The 20376-nt window shown below is 39.7% G+C and carries 18 protein-coding genes; 16 read left to right on the top strand and 2 right to left on the bottom strand.

Features of this window, described 5'->3' with window-relative positions; translation table 11 throughout:
• Positions 1 to 47 precede the first annotated feature (47 nt).
• From G601_RS0118240 to G601_RS0118210, 6 genes are all read left to right on the top strand, one after another.
• Positions 48 to 728 (top strand): TadE/TadG family type IV pilus assembly protein, encoded by a 681-nt coding sequence (locus tag G601_RS0118240; protein ID WP_026666181.1) that lies wholly within the window; start codon positions 48 to 50, stop codon positions 726 to 728.
• On the top strand, positions 725 to 4228 hold the full coding sequence (locus tag G601_RS0118235) for a DUF5702 domain-containing protein (protein WP_026666180.1): 3504 nt from the start codon (positions 725 to 727) through the stop codon (positions 4226 to 4228). The genes G601_RS0118240 and G601_RS0118235 overlap by 4 nt, the downstream gene beginning before the upstream one ends.
• 12 nt (positions 4229 to 4240) lie before the next feature.
• Positions 4241 to 5092, top strand: coding sequence for a leucine-rich repeat domain-containing protein (locus G601_RS0118230; protein WP_026666179.1), 852 nt, complete (start codon positions 4241 to 4243; stop codon positions 5090 to 5092).
• Positions 5093 to 5134: 42 nt separating this feature from the next.
• Complete coding sequence (locus G601_RS25415; RefSeq protein WP_051206028.1) at positions 5135 to 7894, top strand: polymorphic toxin-type HINT domain-containing protein; 2760 nt, start codon at positions 5135 to 5137, stop codon at positions 7892 to 7894.
• 10 nt (positions 7895 to 7904) lie between these two features.
• Positions 7905 to 8351 (top strand): YrhA family protein, encoded by a 447-nt coding sequence (locus tag G601_RS0118215; RefSeq protein WP_026493207.1) that lies wholly within the window; start codon positions 7905 to 7907, stop codon positions 8349 to 8351.
• 64 nt (positions 8352 to 8415) lie between these two features.
• Positions 8416 to 8916, top strand: a complete 501-nt coding sequence (locus G601_RS0118210) for a GNAT family N-acetyltransferase (protein WP_051206026.1) — start codon at positions 8416 to 8418, stop codon at positions 8914 to 8916.
• Positions 8917 to 9351: 435 nt separating this feature from the next.
• On the opposite strand, the gene G601_RS0118205 is transcribed toward G601_RS0118210, so the two are convergent.
• Complete coding sequence (locus tag G601_RS0118205) at positions 9352 to 10011, bottom strand: Crp/Fnr family transcriptional regulator (protein WP_026666177.1); 660 nt, start codon at positions 10009 to 10011, stop codon at positions 9352 to 9354.
• Positions 10012 to 10146: 135 nt separating this feature from the next.
• Here G601_RS0118205 and G601_RS0118200 point away from each other — a divergent pair, with 135 nt between their 5' ends.
• The 6 genes from G601_RS0118200 (at position 10147) to G601_RS25880 (ending at position 15691) form a co-directional block, all read left to right on the top strand.
• On the top strand, positions 10147 to 10881 hold the full coding sequence (locus tag G601_RS0118200) for an ATP-binding protein (RefSeq protein WP_026666176.1): 735 nt from the start codon (positions 10147 to 10149) through the stop codon (positions 10879 to 10881).
• A gap of 35 nt (positions 10882 to 10916) precedes the next feature.
• On the top strand, positions 10917 to 11864 hold the full coding sequence (locus tag G601_RS0118195) for an L-lactate dehydrogenase (RefSeq protein WP_026666175.1): 948 nt from the start codon (positions 10917 to 10919) through the stop codon (positions 11862 to 11864).
• 410 nt (positions 11865 to 12274) lie between these two features.
• Entirely contained in the window at positions 12275 to 13288 is a 1014-nt protein-coding gene (rsgA, locus tag G601_RS24060) for a ribosome small subunit-dependent GTPase A (RefSeq protein ID WP_035791065.1), read from the top strand.
• Positions 13289 to 13304: 16 nt separating this feature from the next.
• On the top strand, positions 13305 to 14312 hold the full coding sequence (locus tag G601_RS24055) for a GNAT family N-acetyltransferase (RefSeq protein ID WP_081673618.1): 1008 nt from the start codon (positions 13305 to 13307) through the stop codon (positions 14310 to 14312).
• A 543-nt stretch (positions 14313 to 14855) separates the two neighbouring features.
• Positions 14856 to 15524, top strand: coding sequence for a DUF998 domain-containing protein (locus G601_RS25885; protein WP_081673617.1), 669 nt, complete (start codon positions 14856 to 14858; stop codon positions 15522 to 15524).
• Positions 15524 to 15691, top strand: a complete 168-nt coding sequence (locus G601_RS25880; RefSeq protein ID WP_081673616.1) for an HAD hydrolase-like protein — start codon at positions 15524 to 15526, stop codon at positions 15689 to 15691. The genes G601_RS25885 and G601_RS25880 overlap by 1 nt, the downstream gene beginning before the upstream one ends.
• A gap of 52 nt (positions 15692 to 15743) precedes the next feature.
• On the opposite strand, the gene G601_RS0118165 is transcribed toward G601_RS25880, so the two are convergent.
• A complete protein-coding gene (locus G601_RS0118165; protein ID WP_026666174.1) occupies positions 15744 to 16037 on the bottom strand; it encodes a hypothetical protein in 294 nt (97 codons plus the stop codon).
• 176 nt (positions 16038 to 16213) lie between these two features.
• Between G601_RS0118165 and G601_RS0118160 the strand changes: the two genes are divergently transcribed.
• The 4 genes from G601_RS0118160 to G601_RS0118145 all read left to right on the top strand — a co-directional run bounded on the left by G601_RS0118160 (position 16214) and on the right by G601_RS0118145 (position 19855).
• A complete protein-coding gene (locus G601_RS0118160) occupies positions 16214 to 16579 on the top strand; it encodes a YccF domain-containing protein (RefSeq protein ID WP_026493215.1) in 366 nt (121 codons plus the stop codon).
• Positions 16580 to 16595: 16 nt separating this feature from the next.
• The gene (locus tag G601_RS0118155; RefSeq protein ID WP_026666173.1) at positions 16596 to 16814 is read left to right on the top strand and encodes a hypothetical protein; all 219 of its coding nucleotides are present in this window, start codon (positions 16596 to 16598) and stop codon (positions 16812 to 16814) included.
• 194 nt (positions 16815 to 17008) lie between these two features.
• Positions 17009 to 17761 (top strand): hypothetical protein, encoded by a 753-nt coding sequence (locus G601_RS0118150; RefSeq protein ID WP_155834567.1) that lies wholly within the window; start codon positions 17009 to 17011, stop codon positions 17759 to 17761.
• Between the two features lie 36 nt (positions 17762 to 17797).
• A complete protein-coding gene (locus G601_RS0118145; RefSeq protein WP_026666171.1) occupies positions 17798 to 19855 on the top strand; it encodes a M13-type metalloendopeptidase in 2058 nt (685 codons plus the stop codon).
• The last annotated feature ends 521 nt before the right edge of the window (positions 19856 to 20376 follow it).

Here is a 20376-nt window from a genome sequence, read left to right as displayed (position 1 = left end):
TTGTATGAGGGCAGTTTACTGCCCTCATATTAAAAGAATGGAGCATTATGAATACTAAAAAGACAATGAAGATTATGCGAGATGATAGAGGATATGTGTTTGTCGAAGCGACAATCGTATATCCCATAATGTTTTTTGTAATTATTTTTTTAATTTATATGGGCAATATGTTTTTGCTAAGGGCAAGAATAGACAGTGCTGTGGCTCATGAGGCAATTGTTTATGCAAACTATTTTGCCAATCCCTATGTGAGATATTTGGAAGACAACGATTATAAAATCGAGAATACAGCAAAAAGCAATGATCTGACAAATTCATTGTATAGATATTTATATAAGAATGGAAAATATGCGAATTCAGATGAAGTGGCTACTTTGGAGAAGAGAATAGGACAGATAGGCTTCTTCAATAATGTTTCTCCGGAGAATATAAAGGTATCGGCGCATGGCATAAATAATTATGTCATTTACCAGACTTATGAGGTGGAAGCCAGTTATGAATTAAAGTTTCCAATAAAGTTTATCTTTATGGATGATTACTGGGTTCTTTATATGTCTGCCAGAGAAGAATCGCCGATAACTGATCAATCTGAATTTATTAGAAATATAGATATGGCAGTTGACTATATTGAGCGAACAGAGAAGGGAAATAAGGCAATAGAACAGTTCTCAAAGCTCAAGAATAACTTTGATAAACTTCTAAATAAAATAGGAGGAAAAAAGGAATGACTTGGTTTAGGAAAAGACAACGTGGTGGAGTTACCATTTTTTTAACTATTTTACTGGTTCCCATGATCGTAATATGCACGTTATATATCGATGTCAGCAGAGTGTTTCTGGCTAAAAGTATTGCAACCTCTTCCGTAGATCTTGCGTTAAATACAGTACTTTCACAATACGACATTGATCTTGAACAATATTATGGACTTATGGGTTCGGTTCAGGATATAGATGAAATTTACGAGCCTGCTGAGAATGCCTTCGTATTAAGTATGCAGAGCACGGAGGTTTCACCGACTTATCTTCAGCAAAAAATCACTGAGATTTCAAAGCTCTTTGGAAAAAGTAAAGAGTACGACGATGTGATCGGTGTTGATACTGATCAGACATCAGCAGAAATAGCTAATGTAGAAAATGCTAATCTGGCTAATCCGGGAATGATGCGTCAGCAAATTACAGAATTTATGAAGTATCGAGCACCTATCGATCTGATCGCTGATGTGAAAAATGATAAACAAAAGTATAGTGATTTATTCACAAAAGTATCAAAGGTTGGTGAGAGCGCAACAAATATGCCGTATGAAGCTTTGATACAGGAAAAAAAGCAGGTTTTTTATGAAGCAAAAAGCGATATGCTTATGCAGGCGCTTAAAGTATATGAGGTTTTAAAGAAATACGAGAAATTAAAGATCACTGCAGGATACATCAAAGATACCAAGACCTGCTATGAGAACCTTGAAACTGATTTTGATGATATTCACAAGCATTATTTAGAGTATTGGACTAATGTAGATCACTTATGGTCAGAACCGTTTAAATCCGTAGATACAAACATTACGGAAACTACTGCTGACTTTAGCGGTACGGATGTTTCTTTAGAGACTATAGTTACACTGATGGGAAATATCGATTCAGCTGTAACTGAACATGATAAGCAGCTAGGACCGATCAATGAAAAGCTTGGTGCAATAGAGCACTGTGAAGAAAAGTACCTTGATATGGCAGAGGATAAGGTAAGCCCTGCCAGATACTGGGTTCAGCTTGAGCAGGATTTATCAGAGTCTGATTACAAAACTTATATAAATTCCGTAAAGGATGTAAAGAAAGCACTTGAAAATCTAAACACAGGCTATACAAACAGGCATAAATCGGACAAAGAGGATCCTAAGGATATTGCTGATACCATTATGGAAGATGGAAGAAAACTTAGTGATCATGTTAAGGATGCAGTAGATAAAGCCAATGGTGCACTTAATACTGCAAAGGCTGCTAAGGTAGGAACTGTATCAGCTACTGCTCAAAAATTCTATGATCAGACAATAGGTGATGTAAACAGGGATGCCGCAGATAAGTTTATAAAGGAAAAAGTTCAAAATACTGAGAAATCAGAGACATACGGTGATTCCAATCTTGATAAGGATAAGCTTAAAGAAAGATTTGAAAGAATATTTGATGGTAATGAATTAATAGGAAACGATTATACAAATGATACTCTTCGAAAGGAGATGAAAAAGCTTAAGGACGATATTGCTGATTATAAGCAGGCATACGACGATTGGGGAGATGCCGTAGAGGACGGAAAAAAGCACGGACTGACAGAAGAAAACAGTGATATTTATAAGGATAGTAACGCGGATAGAAGCGGCTATAACCAGACGGATAAAGTTGGTTCGGGAAGTAAGCCTGATCGTGAACATGATAAGGAAGTGGATCTTACAAAAGATGACTGTGAAATCTATGTAAATTACATTAAACGTGTAGGGGAATTATTTGTATCCTACATGGATGTAGCTGAGAAATTAACCTATCACGGAAAAGAAATACTTGGAAATGATATCACATCTAAGCGCAGCCTCATGAAAAAGGGTATCAATACTCTTAAAAATTTTGAGGCAGCAGCTACCAGTGAAGCTACAGCAGGAACAAAAGTGGATAAGGACCAGGTGCCTGTAGGAAAAGATAAGTTAAAGAAGTACGGTGAGGATACCTGGGATTACAACGGTGATGCGATAGCAACACTGAAGGAACTGAATCTTGATTTTTCAACTGACAGTGAGGGATTTGTAAATAGTGCAACTCTTAATTCACCTTGTTCAGCGCAGGCAGATTCATATCCGATTACTGACACAAAAACAAAAATAAAGATACCACAGTTTTTACATTGGCAATTCGATGACACATATGGAGAATGTGACAGCCCTGTTGCAAAAGCATCAGGATTCCTTGATTTCTTAAAGGAGCTGTTTAACAGTGGTTTGGCTGATTTTGAAACCTATAAAAATATCCATAGAGTTGATGCCAACGAGATCATGAATGAAAAGGATCTGCCTTCAGCACTGGCAAAAGCAGCAGCAGATGAGTCACCAATGATATCCGGTGGTGAGAAAAACAGTAAAGATGCGACGAAACAGACCGCAGGTATAACAAGTGCAGCTAAATGGCTTTCTACAATAGCTAATATGTATGAAGGCATGAGAGATGATCTGTATACGACAGATTATCTTATGAGTATGCTGAGCTACGATACTCACTTTATGGAAAAAGTATACGATAAGGCTGCCGGAGTGCAGGATTCTGATACAAATATTTACCAGGTAAAGGACTGGAGTGGAGCAGATATGTATATCCAGCCTGGTACTGCAAGTAAAATATTTGATGCAGAGGAAGCTACGAAATACATGCAGTCTCTGAAAACAACAGATGTATACAACAAATCCATGACCAATAAGGTGATAGCACCTATGAGTGATGATAAAGGTGTTGGATATAACTGGGCATATGGAAATGAAGTAGAGTACATACTTTCAGGAAGCAGTAATGAAAAGAACAGGGCAAGAGTTGATACCATTCTTTACTTCTGCAGATTGGGATTCAATATGGGACCCATTTATACCAGCTATTGGGATGAGTTATGGGTTGAGTCAATAGCAGAGCTGGCATGTGCATTATCAGCAGGAGTCATACCGATCCAGTTAACCAAGTTCCTGATTTGTACAACGATACTTGCATTGGAATCATATGTTGATGAGCAGTATCTTTTAGCTGGTCTGCCGGTTAAGTTGATAAAGAATGCTGATGAAGATGAGCTTTTCGTAGATTTGACAATTGGTGAAGAAGAACTGGAAACATTAGTTTCAAATCAGGAAAGCAAAGGAGATCTTTTCGCAGCCGGAAAACCGAAGGTTACTGCCGGTGATTCACTGGTTCTGTCGTATAGTGATTATCTAAGTCTGGCGGTATTTTTGGAAACAATAGCGATAAAGGACAACCTGTATTTGAGAACTTCAGATGTTGTACAGGTAAATATGTCAAAAAATAAAGATATTGAACAGTACACAGGTACCGGATTCCAAATGGCAAAGGCTCTTACATATTACACCATAGATACTTCGGTAAGAGTTAAACCGATGATGGTGGCGTTGCCATATGGCTCTGAATATGGAGTGCATTCACTTTTGGATACAGACAGTTGGAATACACTGGAGTACAAAGCCGTTCAAGGATATTAAGGAGATGAAATTATGAAAAAGAAGAAAATATTAGCAATTTTGAGCATTTGCGTGCTTACATTGTCAGCATGTGGTTCTAAGGAAAACAGTGTAGACGATAGCACGCAGATTACAGAGACACAGGCAGAAGATGTTACCGAAGAAGCAGGTAATAGCGGGGAGGATGAGTCTAAGATAGAGGATTTTGAGACCTGCGATAACGGTGATGGAACAATTTCGATTTTGAGCTATAACGGTAATGCATCAATCGTAAATATTCCGGAGGAAGTTGACGGACTAAAAGTAACAAGTGTAGCAGGAGTCAGGATGAATGACTCAATAGCAAAGGTAGTCATCCCTGATAGTGTAATTACTATAGAGGATGGTGCATTTAAGGATAATAATAACCTCGAAGAAGTTGTAATGGGAAATAGCGTTGAGGTTATCGGAGAAGGTGCTTTTGAAAGAGATGGGAAATTAGAAACGATATCTCTTCCGGAAACTCTAAAAGAAATTGGCGAAAGTGCATTTGTTTTATCAGGATTAAAAGAGGTTACTATTCCTTCAGGGGTAACAACGTTACCCCATGGAGCTTTTGGAATAACCAATCTTGAAACAATAACTGTTCCGGGAACAGTCAAAGAAATAGGTGATCGTGTTTTTGAAGACTGCCATGAACTAAAAGCAGTAATTATTGAAGAGGGCGTGGAGACAATAGATAAGAGTGCTTTTAATGATACGGAAAATCTGACAAGAGTAGAGCTTCCTTCTTCAATAACAAGCATTGATTGCAAATTTAATGATGGATGCACCATAGTAGCGCCGGCGGGGAGCGCTGCTGAATCTTATGCAAATGAAAAGGGATATACATTTGAGGCTAAATAAGTGAATACTAACAGTTGACAAGAATATAATGGCAGGAATGGTATGAAAAGAAGAAATCATTGGATTAAGAGGGACAAAGAAAAAGGATCTGTTGTAGTCGAGGCAACACTTAGCTTGTCTTGTTTCATGTTCTTTATCGTTACATTACTTACTCTTATCAATATCTGCACTGCTCAGGCTAAAGTAGCTGTTGCGTTAAATGAATCTGCAAAGGAAATATCGCAATACGGATATATATATGGTCTGACAGGATTAAACCAAACTCAGCAAGAGCAATATGGTTACGGGGAAACTAACAGAGCAGATATTGATGATTGTATTGAAGCAGCCAATCAGGTAAAAGATGCTTTAGTTGATATATCAACAGTGCCTACATCTGTGGATGATGCCTGGGACAAATACGAAAAGGCCAAAAATGCGAAGCAAACTGTTACAGGTACAGCAGATACAATATACAAGAATATAAAAAAGAATCCACAAACATATTGTATTGGTTTGCTTAAGACATGCACAAATGAAGCAGAGGAGGGAATAAAAGGAGCCATTGCCGGGGCTATTGCCAAGGGACTTATGTACAAACATCTGTCCAGTGAAACCGGACAGGATCCTGATAAGTATTTAAAACATCTCGGTATAAAAAAAGGAATGGACGGATTAAACCTGATGTCTTCCTCAGTATTTACCAACGGAAGTGATGATATTACTTTTGTTTGTAAATATGATATACAAGTGATCAAACTTCTTAATATTGACTACAACTATCATATTAGCCAGGTAGCCAAGACTATGGCATGGAGCGGAGACTCACTTGTAAGAGACACAGGTTCTTCCGAAAATAGTAATTCCGGAGATGGTGAGGCTACATCTGATGACAATAAACCTGAAGAAGGTGAAGACAAACCTGAGGATGGTGAAGACAAACCTGAAGATGGTGAGGATAAGCCTGAAGAAGGTGAAGACAAACCTGAAGAAGGTGAAGACAAACCTGAGGATGGTGAAGACAAACCCGAAGATGGTGAGGATAAGCCAGAAGAAGGTGAAGACAAACCCGAAGAGGATGATGACAAGCCCAAGGATCCTTACGAAGCCAAGCGCGAAGAGATGGTCAAGAAATATGGCGAAAAAGCTGTAGCAGCTATCGAAAAAGAGTATGGCGATGAGACTAAGGAGTGGGATGATGAAATATGGTCTATAGCAGCAATTATTTATGCTATGGATAATAATTGTCCTGAGATCCTCGATGAAAAAGAGAGATGTGAGTACGAGAAGGAAGTAAATAAACGATATGGAATGTGCTTTGTCGCTGGAATACAGGTAAAGACTGCTGAAGGCAATAAGAACATTGAAGATATTGAAGTTGGAGATAAAGTATTTTCATACGATGTTAATACCGGAGAGCAGGCATTAAACAGTGTTACAACATTGTTTGTGCATGAGGAAGATGAGCTTATTGATATTGAACTGGAAGATGTTGATATTAGTACAACAGCTCCTCATATGTTCTATGTTCTTGGAGAAGGCTTTAAGAAGGCGTCAGATCTGAAAGTTGGAGATAGCTTATATCTTTTAGATGGAACAAGCGCTGATATAGATGAAATTACATACAGGCAGCTTGATGAACCTGTAAATGTCTACAACTTTAGTGTAGAGAATTATCATACTTATTATGTATCAGATGTCGGTGTGTTAGTTCATAACGAATGTCCTGCTGCCATTCGACAGAGAGCGGTTAAAGACTATTCCGAGGATGTTGTAAAGGAATTAGAAAAAACATACGGCGATGACGTTACATCAAAGTGGAATAAGGAGACATGGGATGCAGCGGCAATGGCTGAAGCTTTGAAAAATGGCCGACGCGATATTTTGCCCGATGAACAAAAGGCAGAATATGATAAGATTATTAAGAATGGCGGAACTATCGATGCTTGCTTTGTTGCAGGTACACAGATAAAGACACCCGAGGGAAATAAAAACATAGAAGATATTGAAGTCGGGGATGATGTCTACTCATGCAATTATTGTACCGGAGAGCAAGGAATAAAGGATGTAGCAGATGTATTTGTTCATGATTCTAACATAATCGTTAATGTGGAATTTGATGATGAAAATATCTGTACAACATATGAGCATCCGTTCTATGTTCTGGGAGAAGGCTTTAAAGCAGCTGCAGAGTTGCAGATAGGAGATAGCCTATGTCTTCTCGATGGAACCAACAGAAATGTTGAGAGTATTTCATTTAGTTACTCAGATACTCCTGTCAGGGTATATAATTTTGAGGTTGAGGATTGGCATACATATTATGTTTCTGATACGGGAGTTTTGGTTCATAATAAGTGTAATTTAAAACCTGTGAACAAAGAGGGCGATACAACATTTGTGGGAGAATATAGAAAGGATAATAAACTTGTTATAGAGCCAAATGTTAAGATGGAAACACGGGAGTCAACTATTCCGACACCAGCAGAGAGAAAAAAAGTAGATACAGAGTATAAATCTAGAAAAAAAGAATATCTTAATGATTTAGCTGAAAAACATGCTGATGAGTTGAGAAAAGCAGGAATAACAGACGCAGAAATTGATCTAATGAGACAGGGCAAGAATCCATCTGGATATCAGGTTCACCATATAGTACCAAGAGAATTTGGCGGAGACAATTCGGATGATAATCTTGTTTTGATTAGGACAGATCCTTATCATTTCGCCTTAACGACATATCAATCTGATCAACCAAAAGGTCAGCCAGGTGAGAAAGTGACTAGGACATGGCCTGTACCAAGTGGAACAGTTTATCCACCAAAATAAGGAGAAGAATATGTGGGAAAAAGAAATTGGACAATTAAGGGATTTTTACAGCCAAATAGGAAAAGAATTAAATGCGCCGGCAAAAGATAATGAAATTGCGAAATTTGAATCTGAGGCAAAAAAACGATTGGGCCAAGAAATTCCAGATGAACATATGGCATTATTTAAAATAGTAAATGGTTTTAGTTTTAATGGGGTTAATGTTTATGGAGTTGATGAAGAATTACTCGAAAAAAAGCCTGAAGAAGTATATAGTTTTATTGAATTAAATGAGATGTGGAAAAGGCATTATGAAGGCAATGGATTATATTTGGCTGATACTGATTTGTATTTCTACGTTTTTGATTCAAAGAACGGAGGATATTACCGTTTGACTAATCCTATGGGGGATGAAGATAAAAAATATAATTCCTATGAGGATATGATGAAGGATATATTTGATGAATGTCTGGAATGATAGAAACGGATTTGCATAGCTTATTTGACTCACTGATTGAAAAATAGGAGAAATCTTAAAGAATATGAGGAAGCAAGGGACAATCCTGAATATAGTGCTTGCATCAGAAAGTGATAGAGAGCAGATAATGAAGCTTTATAAAGAGCAGCTTGGAAGAGAGTTTTGTGCATGGACAGATCATTACCCTTCTGAAGAAACTATAGATTATGATCTTTCAAGGGATGCCTTGTTTGTCATGAAAGAGAATGATGAAGTCATAGCAGCAATTTCCATAGATAAAGATGAAGATGTGGAAAGACTTGAATATTGGGATAAAAATCTTGCTCCCGGTGGAGAATTGTCAAGGCTTGCAGTTACACATTCCATGCAGGGGAAAGGCGTAGCCAGACTTATGATGCAGCACGGAATGAAAGCACTTAAAGACAGGGGATACAAGAGCATACATTTTCTTGTGAACAAGTACAACGTGCCCGCACTTCGATCATATGCCAAATTTGGATTCAATGTTGTCGGCGAATGCCATATGTTTGAACAGGACTTTTTGTGCTATGAAAAGGAATTATGAAAGTGAAAAAGGACCCTAATGGACGGAAGAAGTATTGAGGCTGGGAGAATGTACACTAATGTTTGACCTAGGCTTGTGGGAGAACTACGCGTCGAATGCCATAGGGCTAGTAAGTTCGCGTAGACCAAATTGCCATAAGAGCAATAACTACGTGATAAATGACGCTTAAACGGGGATTTGTCACGTAGGAATTGTTCACTTAGAAGCATTCGACTACGTGAAAATTGCTTAGGCATAGATAAGACGCGTAGGAAAGCGTTAATACTAAGGCAGAAACTACGCGATAAATATTAAAATCATTGCTAGGACTAGTAGAAAAGACAATATTGATGCTAAAACCTACGCGAAAATAGTTGAAAGTGAAAAATGTTCAAGTAATAACGGCCTTCCGGGGACCAACAGAGTTATAGATGAAAATGATCCCGGAATAGACTCCTAAGACGTAAGCAGCTTGAAATGACTTTTTCTTGTTTCAATTATCCCTTCTTTTTGCATCTTTCCAAGCTCCTTGGAAAGAGCGCTTCTTTCAAGGTTTAGATAATCAGCGAGCTGCTGTCGGTCAAAGGGAATGTCGAATTCAGTACTTTCATTCTGAAGTGCGAGAGTATTCAGATAAGACATAACACGCTCACGGATTGTCTTAGGGGAAGTATGAAAGCTCCTGCCGGATAGATTTAAGTTTTTCTTTGAAGATATTAACAGAAGATTTCGCAGAAATTTGTAATCCCAGGAATTCTGGCTCTTATCTGAGTTCAGGATTCCTTTTGTTTTAAGCAAGAGTATAGAGCAGCCTTCATTGGCTATGACATCAACCAGCATGGGAACATCCTCAAGAAGGGCATAGGCCTCTGCAAAAAGTCCGCCCTTTTCAATATAGCTGAGGATAGTTCTGTTTCCCCAAATATCATCACTTAAGATTGTGACACTGCCGGATAAAACGATTCCTATGACTCCGGGCTTGGAACCGGCGTGGAGTATACGATCGTTCTTTTCATAAGACTGTTTTCTTGCATCAAGTGCCTTCAATAAAGCGGCAATCTCTTTATCTGTCATTCCTCTGAAAAGAGGTATTTTCTGCAGAACTTCATTATCCATCTAAATTCTCCAAAGAATTCAGAGTCAGGCTCGGAAATGTAAACTCTGAATTTTTTCAAAATGTGGTTATAACAACATACTTATATTTTAAATCATAGTAAACTGACACCAATAAAGCAAGGAGGTCATTTTAATATGGTACGTAAGATAATCAAGATAGATGAGGATAAATGCATCGGTTGTGGGCTTTGTGCAAATGCCTGCCACGAAGGTGCAATAGAAATGGTCGATGGAAAAGCAAAGCTTGTAAGAGAAAATTTCTGTGATGGCTTTGGCGACTGTCTTCCATCTTGTCCTACAGGTGCTATCACATTTGAGGAGAGAGAAGCTCCTGAATACGATGAAGCTGCGGTTAATAAGGCAAAAGAATTAAAGTCCTGTCCTGATGGGCATCATGAGAGTCACACAGGAGGATGCCCCGGCTCGAGATTCATGAAGTTCGAGAAAAAAGAAGAACCGAAAGAGAATAGTAGTGCTACATTGGCAGACAGATTTGTATCACATCCTTCGAGACTTGAGCAGTGGCCCTGCCAGATAAAGCTTCTTCCTACAACAGGAGATTTTTATAAGGGAGCAAAGCTTCTTATCGCTGCAGACTGCACAGCTTATGCCTATGCGAACATGCATGAGGACTTCATGAAGGGTAAGATCACAATGATAGGCTGCCCCAAGCTTGATGAGGGTGACTACACTGAGAAATTGACAAAAATTATCAGTGGCAATGACATCGCAAGTGTTACGATAGTAAGGATGGAAGTGCCTTGCTGCGGAGGACTTCAGAGGGCCGCTGAAAATGCTATAAGAAACAGCGGTAAGTTCCTTCCCTGGCAGGTTGTAACCATCTCCAGAAACGGTGAAGTTATAGAGTAAATCAGTTTTCATTATAAAGAATTGGAGGAAACATCATGGCTGGATTAAATTACAGGAAAGTAGCTGTTATAGGTTGTGGATTTGTAGGTGCTGCATCAGCATTTGCAATCATGGAAAGCGGTCTCTTTTCAGAGATGGTACTGATAGATGCCAATAAGGAAAAAGCTGAAGGCGAAGCGCTGGATATCAGCCATGGACTTCCTTTTGCAAAGCCTATGAAGATATATGCCGGAGAATACAAGGATATAGCTGATGCCTATGTTATCATGGTAACAGCCGGTGCTGGCCAAAAGCCCGGCGAGACAAGACTTGATCTTGTAAAAAAGAATGTCGGCATTTTTAAGTCCATCATTCCCCAGATAGCGGAGGTTAACAAAGATGCTATAATGCTGATAGTCGCTAATCCTGTGGATATCCTCACTTATGCTGCAAAAAAGCTTTCGGGCTATCCTGAAAACAGAGTGTTTGGATCTGGAACTACTCTTGATACTGCCAGATTCAAGTATCTTCTGGGCGAGCATCTTTCTGTGGACAGCAGATCAGTGCATGCTTTCATAATTGGAGAGCATGGCGACAGTGAGATTGCAGCCTGGAGCAGCGCCAATGTTTCAGGGATTCCTATCCATGATTTCTGCGAGATGAGAGGCCACTTTAATCATGATATTGCAATGAAAGAAATCGCTGAGAATGTAAAGAACAGTGCTTATGAGATAATCGAGAAGAAGGGAGCTACCTATTACGGTATTGCAATGTCTGTACGCAGGATTTGCGAAGCAATCGTTCGAGATGAAAAAACTATCCTTCCGGTATCAAGTTTGCAGCATGATAATCATGGCATATCTGATGTGGCCCTGAGCATGCCTGCAATCGTTGGAAAAGATGGTGTCGAGAGCACAGTGCCGATCAGCCTTAATGATGCAGAAACAGAGGCTTTAAGAGCTTCTGCTAACACTTTGAGAAAGGTAATAGAGGAAGTTCTGTAAATGATAAATTGATGAATTACATTAATTCAGGCGACTTAACAGATAGGAGTGATAATCGGTGTAAAACACACCAAAATCAGTGTAACTATTGATATATTTACGTTTTATTGATAAACTCTAAGAGTACTAAATCTAAAAGAAAGCGAGGTAATCATATATGTTTGAAATGAGAATAAGCAGTGTAGAGATTGTAACTGAATATAATGTGAGACCCTCGGCTTATGAGTATCATCAGAAAGAGGCATAATTTTCTTTGTCGTCTTTCGTCATGTAAAAAATTGGCATTTAGCGATTTTAGCCGTGGCATTTTTGTCGCGGCTTTTTCTATGTATACTTAAGCAATATTTCCATAAACAGGGTCTCCGTACAGATGTGACAAATAACTTTAACAAGAAAAAATGGAGACAACAATGAATAATAATGAACAAAACACTTTACCAACAGGAAACAAAGGAAGAATTTCTGAGATTCAAAAAAATACCTACACCATCAGGTTTCAGGGGAAAGAGGTACCTGCAAAACTAAAGGGAAGTTTCAGGGAGGTTGAGGCGAGTCAGCTTCCGGTTGTAGGTGACTATGTAATTTTTGATTACAATCCAATTGGCGATTCTGTAATCGAATCGATTTGTGACCGCAGGAGTTTTCTGCAAAGACCTGATCAGGCAAAGAGCTGCACTATGCAGTATATGCTGGCCAATGCGGATTATACTTTTATCATTACCTCATTAAACGAGGACTACAGCTACAACAGGATTGCAAGATATATCAGTGTTGTATTGCAGGGTGGATCTGTGCCGGTAGTTATACTGACTAAAGCAGACCTATGCAGCAACACAGGCAGATATATAAGAGAGGTGGAGACTATATCTGACAAGGTGAGAGTTCATGCTATATGCGCCCTCTATGATATAGGACTTGAGGAGCTCTCAGAGTACATGAAGAGCGGAACCACCATCGCGCTCTTAGGATCCTCCGGAGCAGGAAAATCAACGCTTCTTAATGCTCTTGCAGGAAAAGAGATCATGAAGACTTCAGAGGTACGTGCTTCCGATTCTACAGGAAAACATACCACTACTTACAGACAGCTCATAGAACTTGAAAATGGCGTTTCAATAATTGACACTCCCGGCATGAGAGAGATTGGAATAGCGAGAGCAGAAGATGGGCTGGAAGATACATTTTCGGATATCGTAGAGTTAGAAGGTATGTGCAGGTTCAGTGATTGCCAGCATGATACTGAGCCCGGATGTGCAATCAAGGCAGCGATTGAAAGTGGAGAGCTGTCTAAGGAGAGATATATGCTCTATAAGTCACTTACAACCGAGAATGTTCGTAACTACGCAAAGAAAAAAGAAATTGCGAAGTGGGCGAAGGTAGCAAAGAAGTTTAAAGAAGCTAATAACAGGTCATATTCACAGGGATAATGCAAGAGAGGAAAGAATGATAATTCAAGACTTTGAACCTAGACATATAGAAGAAGCAATGGGCATTGCCCTTAGTACATACAATTATGAGAGGAAGTTTACACAGGCTCTTCCGGAAATATCAAGCATTCCGATACTAAAACAATTATCAGAAAATGGATTAGGCGTTGCAGCATTTGAAGGCGAGAAGATGGTCGGATTCCTTTGCAGTGTGGAACCGTTTGAGAATGCTTTTCGTTCCACTGATGTGAGAGGTGTTTTTTCACCCATGGGTGCGAATGGTGCAGTCATGGAAAATCACGGCAAGATCTATGCAGCATTGTATCAGGCAGCCGCAAAAAAGTGGGTAAAAGCAGGAGCGTTGACACATTCAATTTGTTTATATGACCATGATGAGGAAGCAAAACAGCAACTTTTTCGTTATGGCTTTGGAATGAGGTGCATGGATGCCATTCGTCCGATGGAACCAATTGACTGCGCCTCATGCGATGGATATGAGTTTTTGGAATTGCCCAAAGAAGATTTTGCATATGTTTATCCGCTTCATTTGGCACTTCATGAACATTACTGCCAAAGCCCTTTTTTTATGAATCGAGGATCGGATACGCTGGAAGAATTTTTGGATTTTGCGGAAAGGAATCATGGACGTTTCTTTGTAGCGAAGAAAGACGGAGAACTATGCGCCTATATGGAAGTGGCAGACGAAGGCGAAACATTTGTTGCATCCGGCGGTGTTTACCGCCATATCACGGGGGCATATTGTTTACCGGAACACAGGGGCAGAGGCGCATATCAGAATCTGTTAAATTTTGTTATTAATACTTTGAAAGCAGAAGGATATACTATACTGGGAGTAGATTTTGAAAGTATCAATCCGGCAGGAAGCGGCTTTTGGCTTAAGTATTTTAATGCTTATACCAATAGTGTTGTGCGCAGGATAGATGAGCGGATTTTACAAAGATTCCCGGAAGGTCGTTATTACTTGAAAAATACTTACTTTCGACTATTTTCGCGTAGGATTTAGCAGCAATATTGTCTTTTCTACTTGTCCCTGCCTGGGTTTTAGTATTTATCAAGTAGTTTCTTCCTTAGTATTAGCTCTTTCCTACGAGTCTTATCTATTCTTAAGCAATTTTCACGTAGTCGATTGCTTTTAGGTGGTCATTTACTACGCGAGAAATCCTTGTTTGACCATTTTTCGCGTAGTTATTGCCTGAATGGCAATTTATGCTACTTGACCTTATTTGCTTTGTGGCATTCGACGTGTAGTTACACTTTTCATCCCCACTAATTCATTAAATCCTTCCGCAAGATAATGTCTGTTTGCATTATTAAGTATAACATACCCCTTCGTTGGGCTTAGCTGCAGATCGGTGGTGCTAAATTAAAAAACAATAGTGCTGAGCAAAGATTAGCACCGGTGCTATCAGACCGAAATAACCAATATGAGTATTATTGGAAATAATCAGTGAGTTTTAGGTCGTTATCGGTGTAGATGACGACCTTTTTTATATTGCGTGATAGGCTTATTTTGCGGATACATTTATCGAAGAAGCAGGAGGGAGTAATGAATAGAAAACTGATTAATTGGATTGGACTTACAGGTCTTGCTGCGCTTATATCTTATGCAGCTGCCGCATATTTTTGCAGAGGTGCATTTCCGGGATATAATTGGATGGAATCTGCTGTAAGTGATCTTTCGGCAGAGACAGCTCCTTCCAGGCAGCTTTGGGACAAACTCTCTGCTGTATACTCAGCAGGAAGCGTGGTATGTGCAACATGTGTTGCTATATATGTTTCTGAAAAAAAGATTTCAAGCAGAATGTTTAGGGTGGGGATTTATTTGTTTACTGTTATGAACTGGATCTCGAAGATTGGATATTCGATGTTTGCTCTTGATGATGCAGGTAAGCAGATATCTTCATTTCAGGAAATTATGCATATGATTGTTACTGCATTTGTGGTAATTTTATCAATAGCATCACTTGTTTTGCTGATCATAACAGGTGTTAGAAATAAAGAAGTAAGAGGCATCGGGATCTGGGCTGCGATATTCTTTGCTATGATGCTGATGGGACCTATAGGCATGCAGGCATTTCCGCCTCAGTATTTTGGCATAGCAGAAAGATTCAGCATATATTCCGCAATAGGATTTAACGCTGTTCTTGGAGTGTATCTTTTCAATGGATTTGGAAATGAAGGAAAGGAAATAATGATCTCAAGAATGAGTGTGTAATGATAGGCGACACCAAATTTGATATAAAAGGAGCTTCAGAGGCAGGTGTAGACAGCATAGCCGTCACTTATGGATATGGCAAAGTGGAGGAGATGAAAGAGGCAGGTGCTACATATATAGCAGACTCTGCGCAGGCAGTTGCTGGTTTCTTAGGTGTCAGCATCTGACAGAAGGAAACCAGGTTTATGCCTGCTTTATGCTGCCTGATCGCTGGTGAACTTATCCCTGCATTCCTGCTGACTGTCTTATCATATCCTCCACAACGATATCGTAGATCTCGCCTACTGTGTTGCAGTATTCGAGAATCTTCCAGGGCTCATTTGTGTGGAAATGTATCTTGATAAGCTCCTCGTCACCTGCGGCAATGAGTGAATTGCCTTCAAAGTGTGTGGTTATGTAGTCGGCAATTTCATCCTCGTCGAGGTCTTTGTCTCTCCTGTCAATAAGGAGCTGTGTATCATATCGATATGCAAACTGATCGTCTTCTGCATCAATGCTCTGAACTGGTTCCATTAAAAAATCCTCCTATATCAAATTAAATTTCGTACTTCACAAATATACCACAATAAAAATGGATTAGAAAATAATAAATTGAGTTACTTTAATGTGATAAAATAGTGATGAATAGATTGGTATTATGACAATGTAAGAAGAACAAAACAAAATACATGTATCAGGAGGAAATGGTTATGCGTTTGATTGGTAATATTCTTTGGTTTATCTTTGGTGGATTTTTCAGCGGAATGTCATGGGTTTTAAGCGGAGTGATCTGGTGCATCACAGTAATCGGAATCCCGTATGGACTTCAGTGCTTCAAGTTTGCAACGCTTTCATTCTTCCCCTTCGGAAAGGATGTCGTGTACGGAGGCGGTGCTGCTTCTACGATAGCCAACATTATCTGGCTCATCTTCTTCGGAGTATGGATGGCTCTTGGTCATGTGATAGTAGGTGCTCTCTGGTGCATCACAATCATAGGAATTCCGTTTGGCAAGCAGTTTTTCAAGCTGGCAAAATTATCCCTCACACCCTTTGGTGCGCAGATTGTTAGTAAGTAAGCGTTGAGGACCGGATATGTTTTTTAATAAAAATAAGAAAGCCGTAAAAACATACGACTCGGTGAATAAGAAACCGATTATCAGAGCAAGTATCTGCAACGGAGAGCAGGTTGCCGGCTTTAAGGACATTAACACAGGTGCCTTCGAAGAGGTGATGCTCATAAGGAACACGGAGGACCTTGTAAGCTTTAAGGAGACGTACGGAATCACCGGCGAAATAGAAAAAACCTATTGATCGCATACACAAACACAATATATAGCCTTCACATTTGATCTCAATCACATGTGGAGGCTAAATTTTATGCCTTTTTAATAATTTTTTCAGAGAAAGTATCGTATGATTAGCATTAGAGGGTGTTTTCAGACGATATAGGTTTCTATGGGATCTGATAGTGTTTAAAAGAAAAGACGAAAAGGAGGGGCTGATAGATGATCGACTTGAAAATGAAACTAATGTCAGTGGTGGCAGTAATTACAGTATCTGCAATGATTATTTCATGCGGTGTCGGTAGCGCTCGCACAGTGGAAGTACCGGAAGCTGCCGTAGCTAAGGCTGCCGGTTTAGCGAAGGCTGAAGAAAAGGCATCTTCAGGCGAGGAATATGCATCAGTTTACCTCGATAAGATTTCTGAATATGACAAGGAAGGAAAAGCTGACAGCTATGCGCTTATCGATGTAAATGATGACGATATCCCTGAGCTTGCGGTAGCCAGTTCGGCGGGCGAGCTGGATGAAGAAGGAAATGCGCATCTCTTTACTGTAAGTGATGGTAAGCTGGTCGAGCTTATGAGCTTATCCTCCGGCTATGATGGAAATCACATTTTTGTTTCAGAGGGTAAGAACGTTATTCTCAGAACAGGTAGTATGTCCGGTAGTGAGACCTATGATGTATATGCTCTTAAGGATGGCGAGCTTGAACAGACCAAGGGGCTGATCGCGCTTTATGACTTTGAAAATGATTCATACATTTATTATGTAGGAGAAAAGATCATAAGCGAGCAGCAGTATACTGAAGAATTTACAGAGTCTATCAGCGAGTACAATTCATATACAGGAATCGACTACGACGGATTAAACAAGACTGATATTACATTGGAAGATGGCTTTACCAATATTGAAACTATATCAACCAAAGCATATATGACCTTTGATGAAATGAAAGAATTACTGGGCAGCAAGTAATTATTCTGGTTTTTTACCGACAGAGGAATTGTATCTATGAAAAAAAGAATATTATCAGTTCTACTAACTTTTTCATTAGTGCTTATGGCAGGTTCTACTGGCACAGTCAATGCGAAGCAGCCTGCGGAAGACAACGTGATTACAGGTGGAAAACCGTGGATAGATTCTGATTTCAAAGAGAATATCTCTGCTGATTTGAAAACAGATCCAAAAGATGATCTTCATTTATATGCTAACAAGGACTGGATTCTGAAAAGTGATATCCCGGATGGGTATACTAACTGGAGCCATTACCTTGAGAGAGAGCTGGATGTCAAACAGCAGTGCATAGGACTTCTCAAGGATGAGAGCCTTAAAAGCCATGATGCTGAATTGATTCAGACCTATAACAGTCTTGTGCTTGATTGGGATGCCAGAAATGAGATAGGCGTATCAGAGCTGCAGGATATGTATGATCAGATATCTGCAATTAAAAGTATTGATGATATCACAAAGTTTATGACAGATAAGAAGACAGCTGATGTAGCGTATGATTTTCTGTCATATTCAGTAAGTGTTGGTTATAATGATCCCGAAAAGTATCTGGTGAGTGTTAGCAGTACACCACTTCTTTTATCAGATTCTGCTGAATATACTAAGCGAACGGAATTAGGCGATCTGTATTACGGATATAAGAAAGATCTGTTTGTTTGTATGGCGGAGAAAATGGGTATGTCTTCCAGGGATGCAGAGGAGTGCTTTGATACTGCAATAGGACTTGAGACAGAACTTGCAAAGAAAATCCTTACCACTGAGGAAAAGCTTAAAGATGACTATGTTGAGAAAACAAACAACGAGATGTCGTTTAAGGAGATGGTTTCGCTTACAAAGGAATTTCCTTTGGAGGATATTTTTACCGGCATGAATATCAAATATGATGGTATTTATATTGTTGAGGAACCTGATTATTTAAAGTGGTTGGATAAGATTTATACGGATGAGAATGTAGAAGCAATGAAGGATCTGATACTAGTTCAGTATCTTTTGAAATATCCAACACGAATCGATAAGGAAACCTTCGATAAGCGTAATGAGATATACAATAAATATGTTGGCACAAGTGGTACGGTTTCAGATGAGGAGATGGCATACATAGAGGTAGTATCACTTTTGCAAATTCCCATGCAGAAAGTTTATGTCGAGAAATATGGCTCTGCTGAGGATAAGAAAAAGATGGAAGACCTTTGTAAGGAGGTTATAGATACTTACAGAGAGCTACTATCTGAAAATGACTGGGCCTCAGATGAGACCAAAGAATACGCAATTGAAAAGCTGGATAAAATAACAATCTATGCTGCATATCCTGAGAAATTCAGGGACACCGCAAATCTTGATATTGAAGGTTGCTCCCTTATAGAGGCGGGCAGGCGAATTGAAAAGTGGAATAACGATTACATGAAGAGCCTTATAGGTACAAACAAGGATCATGAGATGTGGTTTGAGGGATGTAACATTCTGGAATGCAACGCTTATTATGATAGTCAGTCAAATTCAATTAGTATGTTTCTGGGTATGATGGGTGAGCCATTTTTCTCTAAGGATATGAGTACAGAGGAACTCTATGCCAGCATAGCTGCATTCTGGTGTGGTCATGAGATTTCACATGCTTTTGATAACTACGGAGCACAATTTGACGCTTATGGTCAATACAGAGATTGGTGGACAGCGGAAGATAAAAAGGAGTTCCAAAGACGTGTATCCAAGATGTCCGGCTATCTGGATAATATCGTAGCTTTTGGAGATTATCATTTAAATGGAACAAACGTGGTTAGTGAGATGGCTGCTGATATGACAGGTCTTCAATGTGCACTTCGTATGGCTAAGAAGGTAGACGGATTTGATTATGATAAATTCTTTACCAAGTATGCACAAATGAATGTAAACATGGCTGTATATGGAGGTGAGGTCGCCCAAATACTTCAGGGAGAGCATCCGCTTTATTATTCCAGGACTAATGTACCGGTGCAGCAGTTTGAAGAGTTTTACGAGACCTATGATGTTAAGGAGGGGGACGCTATGTACCTCGCTCCGGAGGATAGGCTTGTGATTTGGTAAATTGTGTAGTGGTTGTGATGGTTGTGACAGCGCCCCGATTGTGGGGGCGCTGTTTTTGCTTTTTTGGGGGAGGAGTTTTTTGGACGGTTAGGTTTCTGCAGGGAGGGTTTGTGGGGAGTGGGGGCGCGGGGGGGTACGTCTGTTTGGGAGTGGGAGAGATTTTGGTTGCATGGATTGAGGCGTTGTTGATGGACGTTAAGTCAATGGGGCTTTGATCTAATATATTGGTTGCAGTGTGGATTGTGCTTTCTGAGATGTGTTGCGTCTATAGGGTACTGTATTTGATTATCGGTTGCTCTGCGGGATGTATTTTCAGGAGGGAGTTGCGTCAAGTCGCGAACAAGTTATCTCATAGACTGCAAGCGCGGAATGTTGTTCGCGCATGAGTTCAACCTAAATTGAGACAGTCGCGCTTCCTGGGCTAATGAGGTATCACTTGGCGGTTGTTCCAGGGTAACCGGTAGAAGGATTTGTTCGCGGATAGACGCAACGGCTTTATGGCAGCACTTCCCGCGAGGCAA

This window comes from Butyrivibrio sp. FC2001 (genome assembly GCF_000424125.1).
Taxonomy (GTDB): Bacteria; Bacillota; Clostridia; order Lachnospirales; family Lachnospiraceae; genus Butyrivibrio.
Note: the sequence above shows the minus strand (reverse complement) of the source record. Positions and strands in the feature narration are given on the sequence as shown.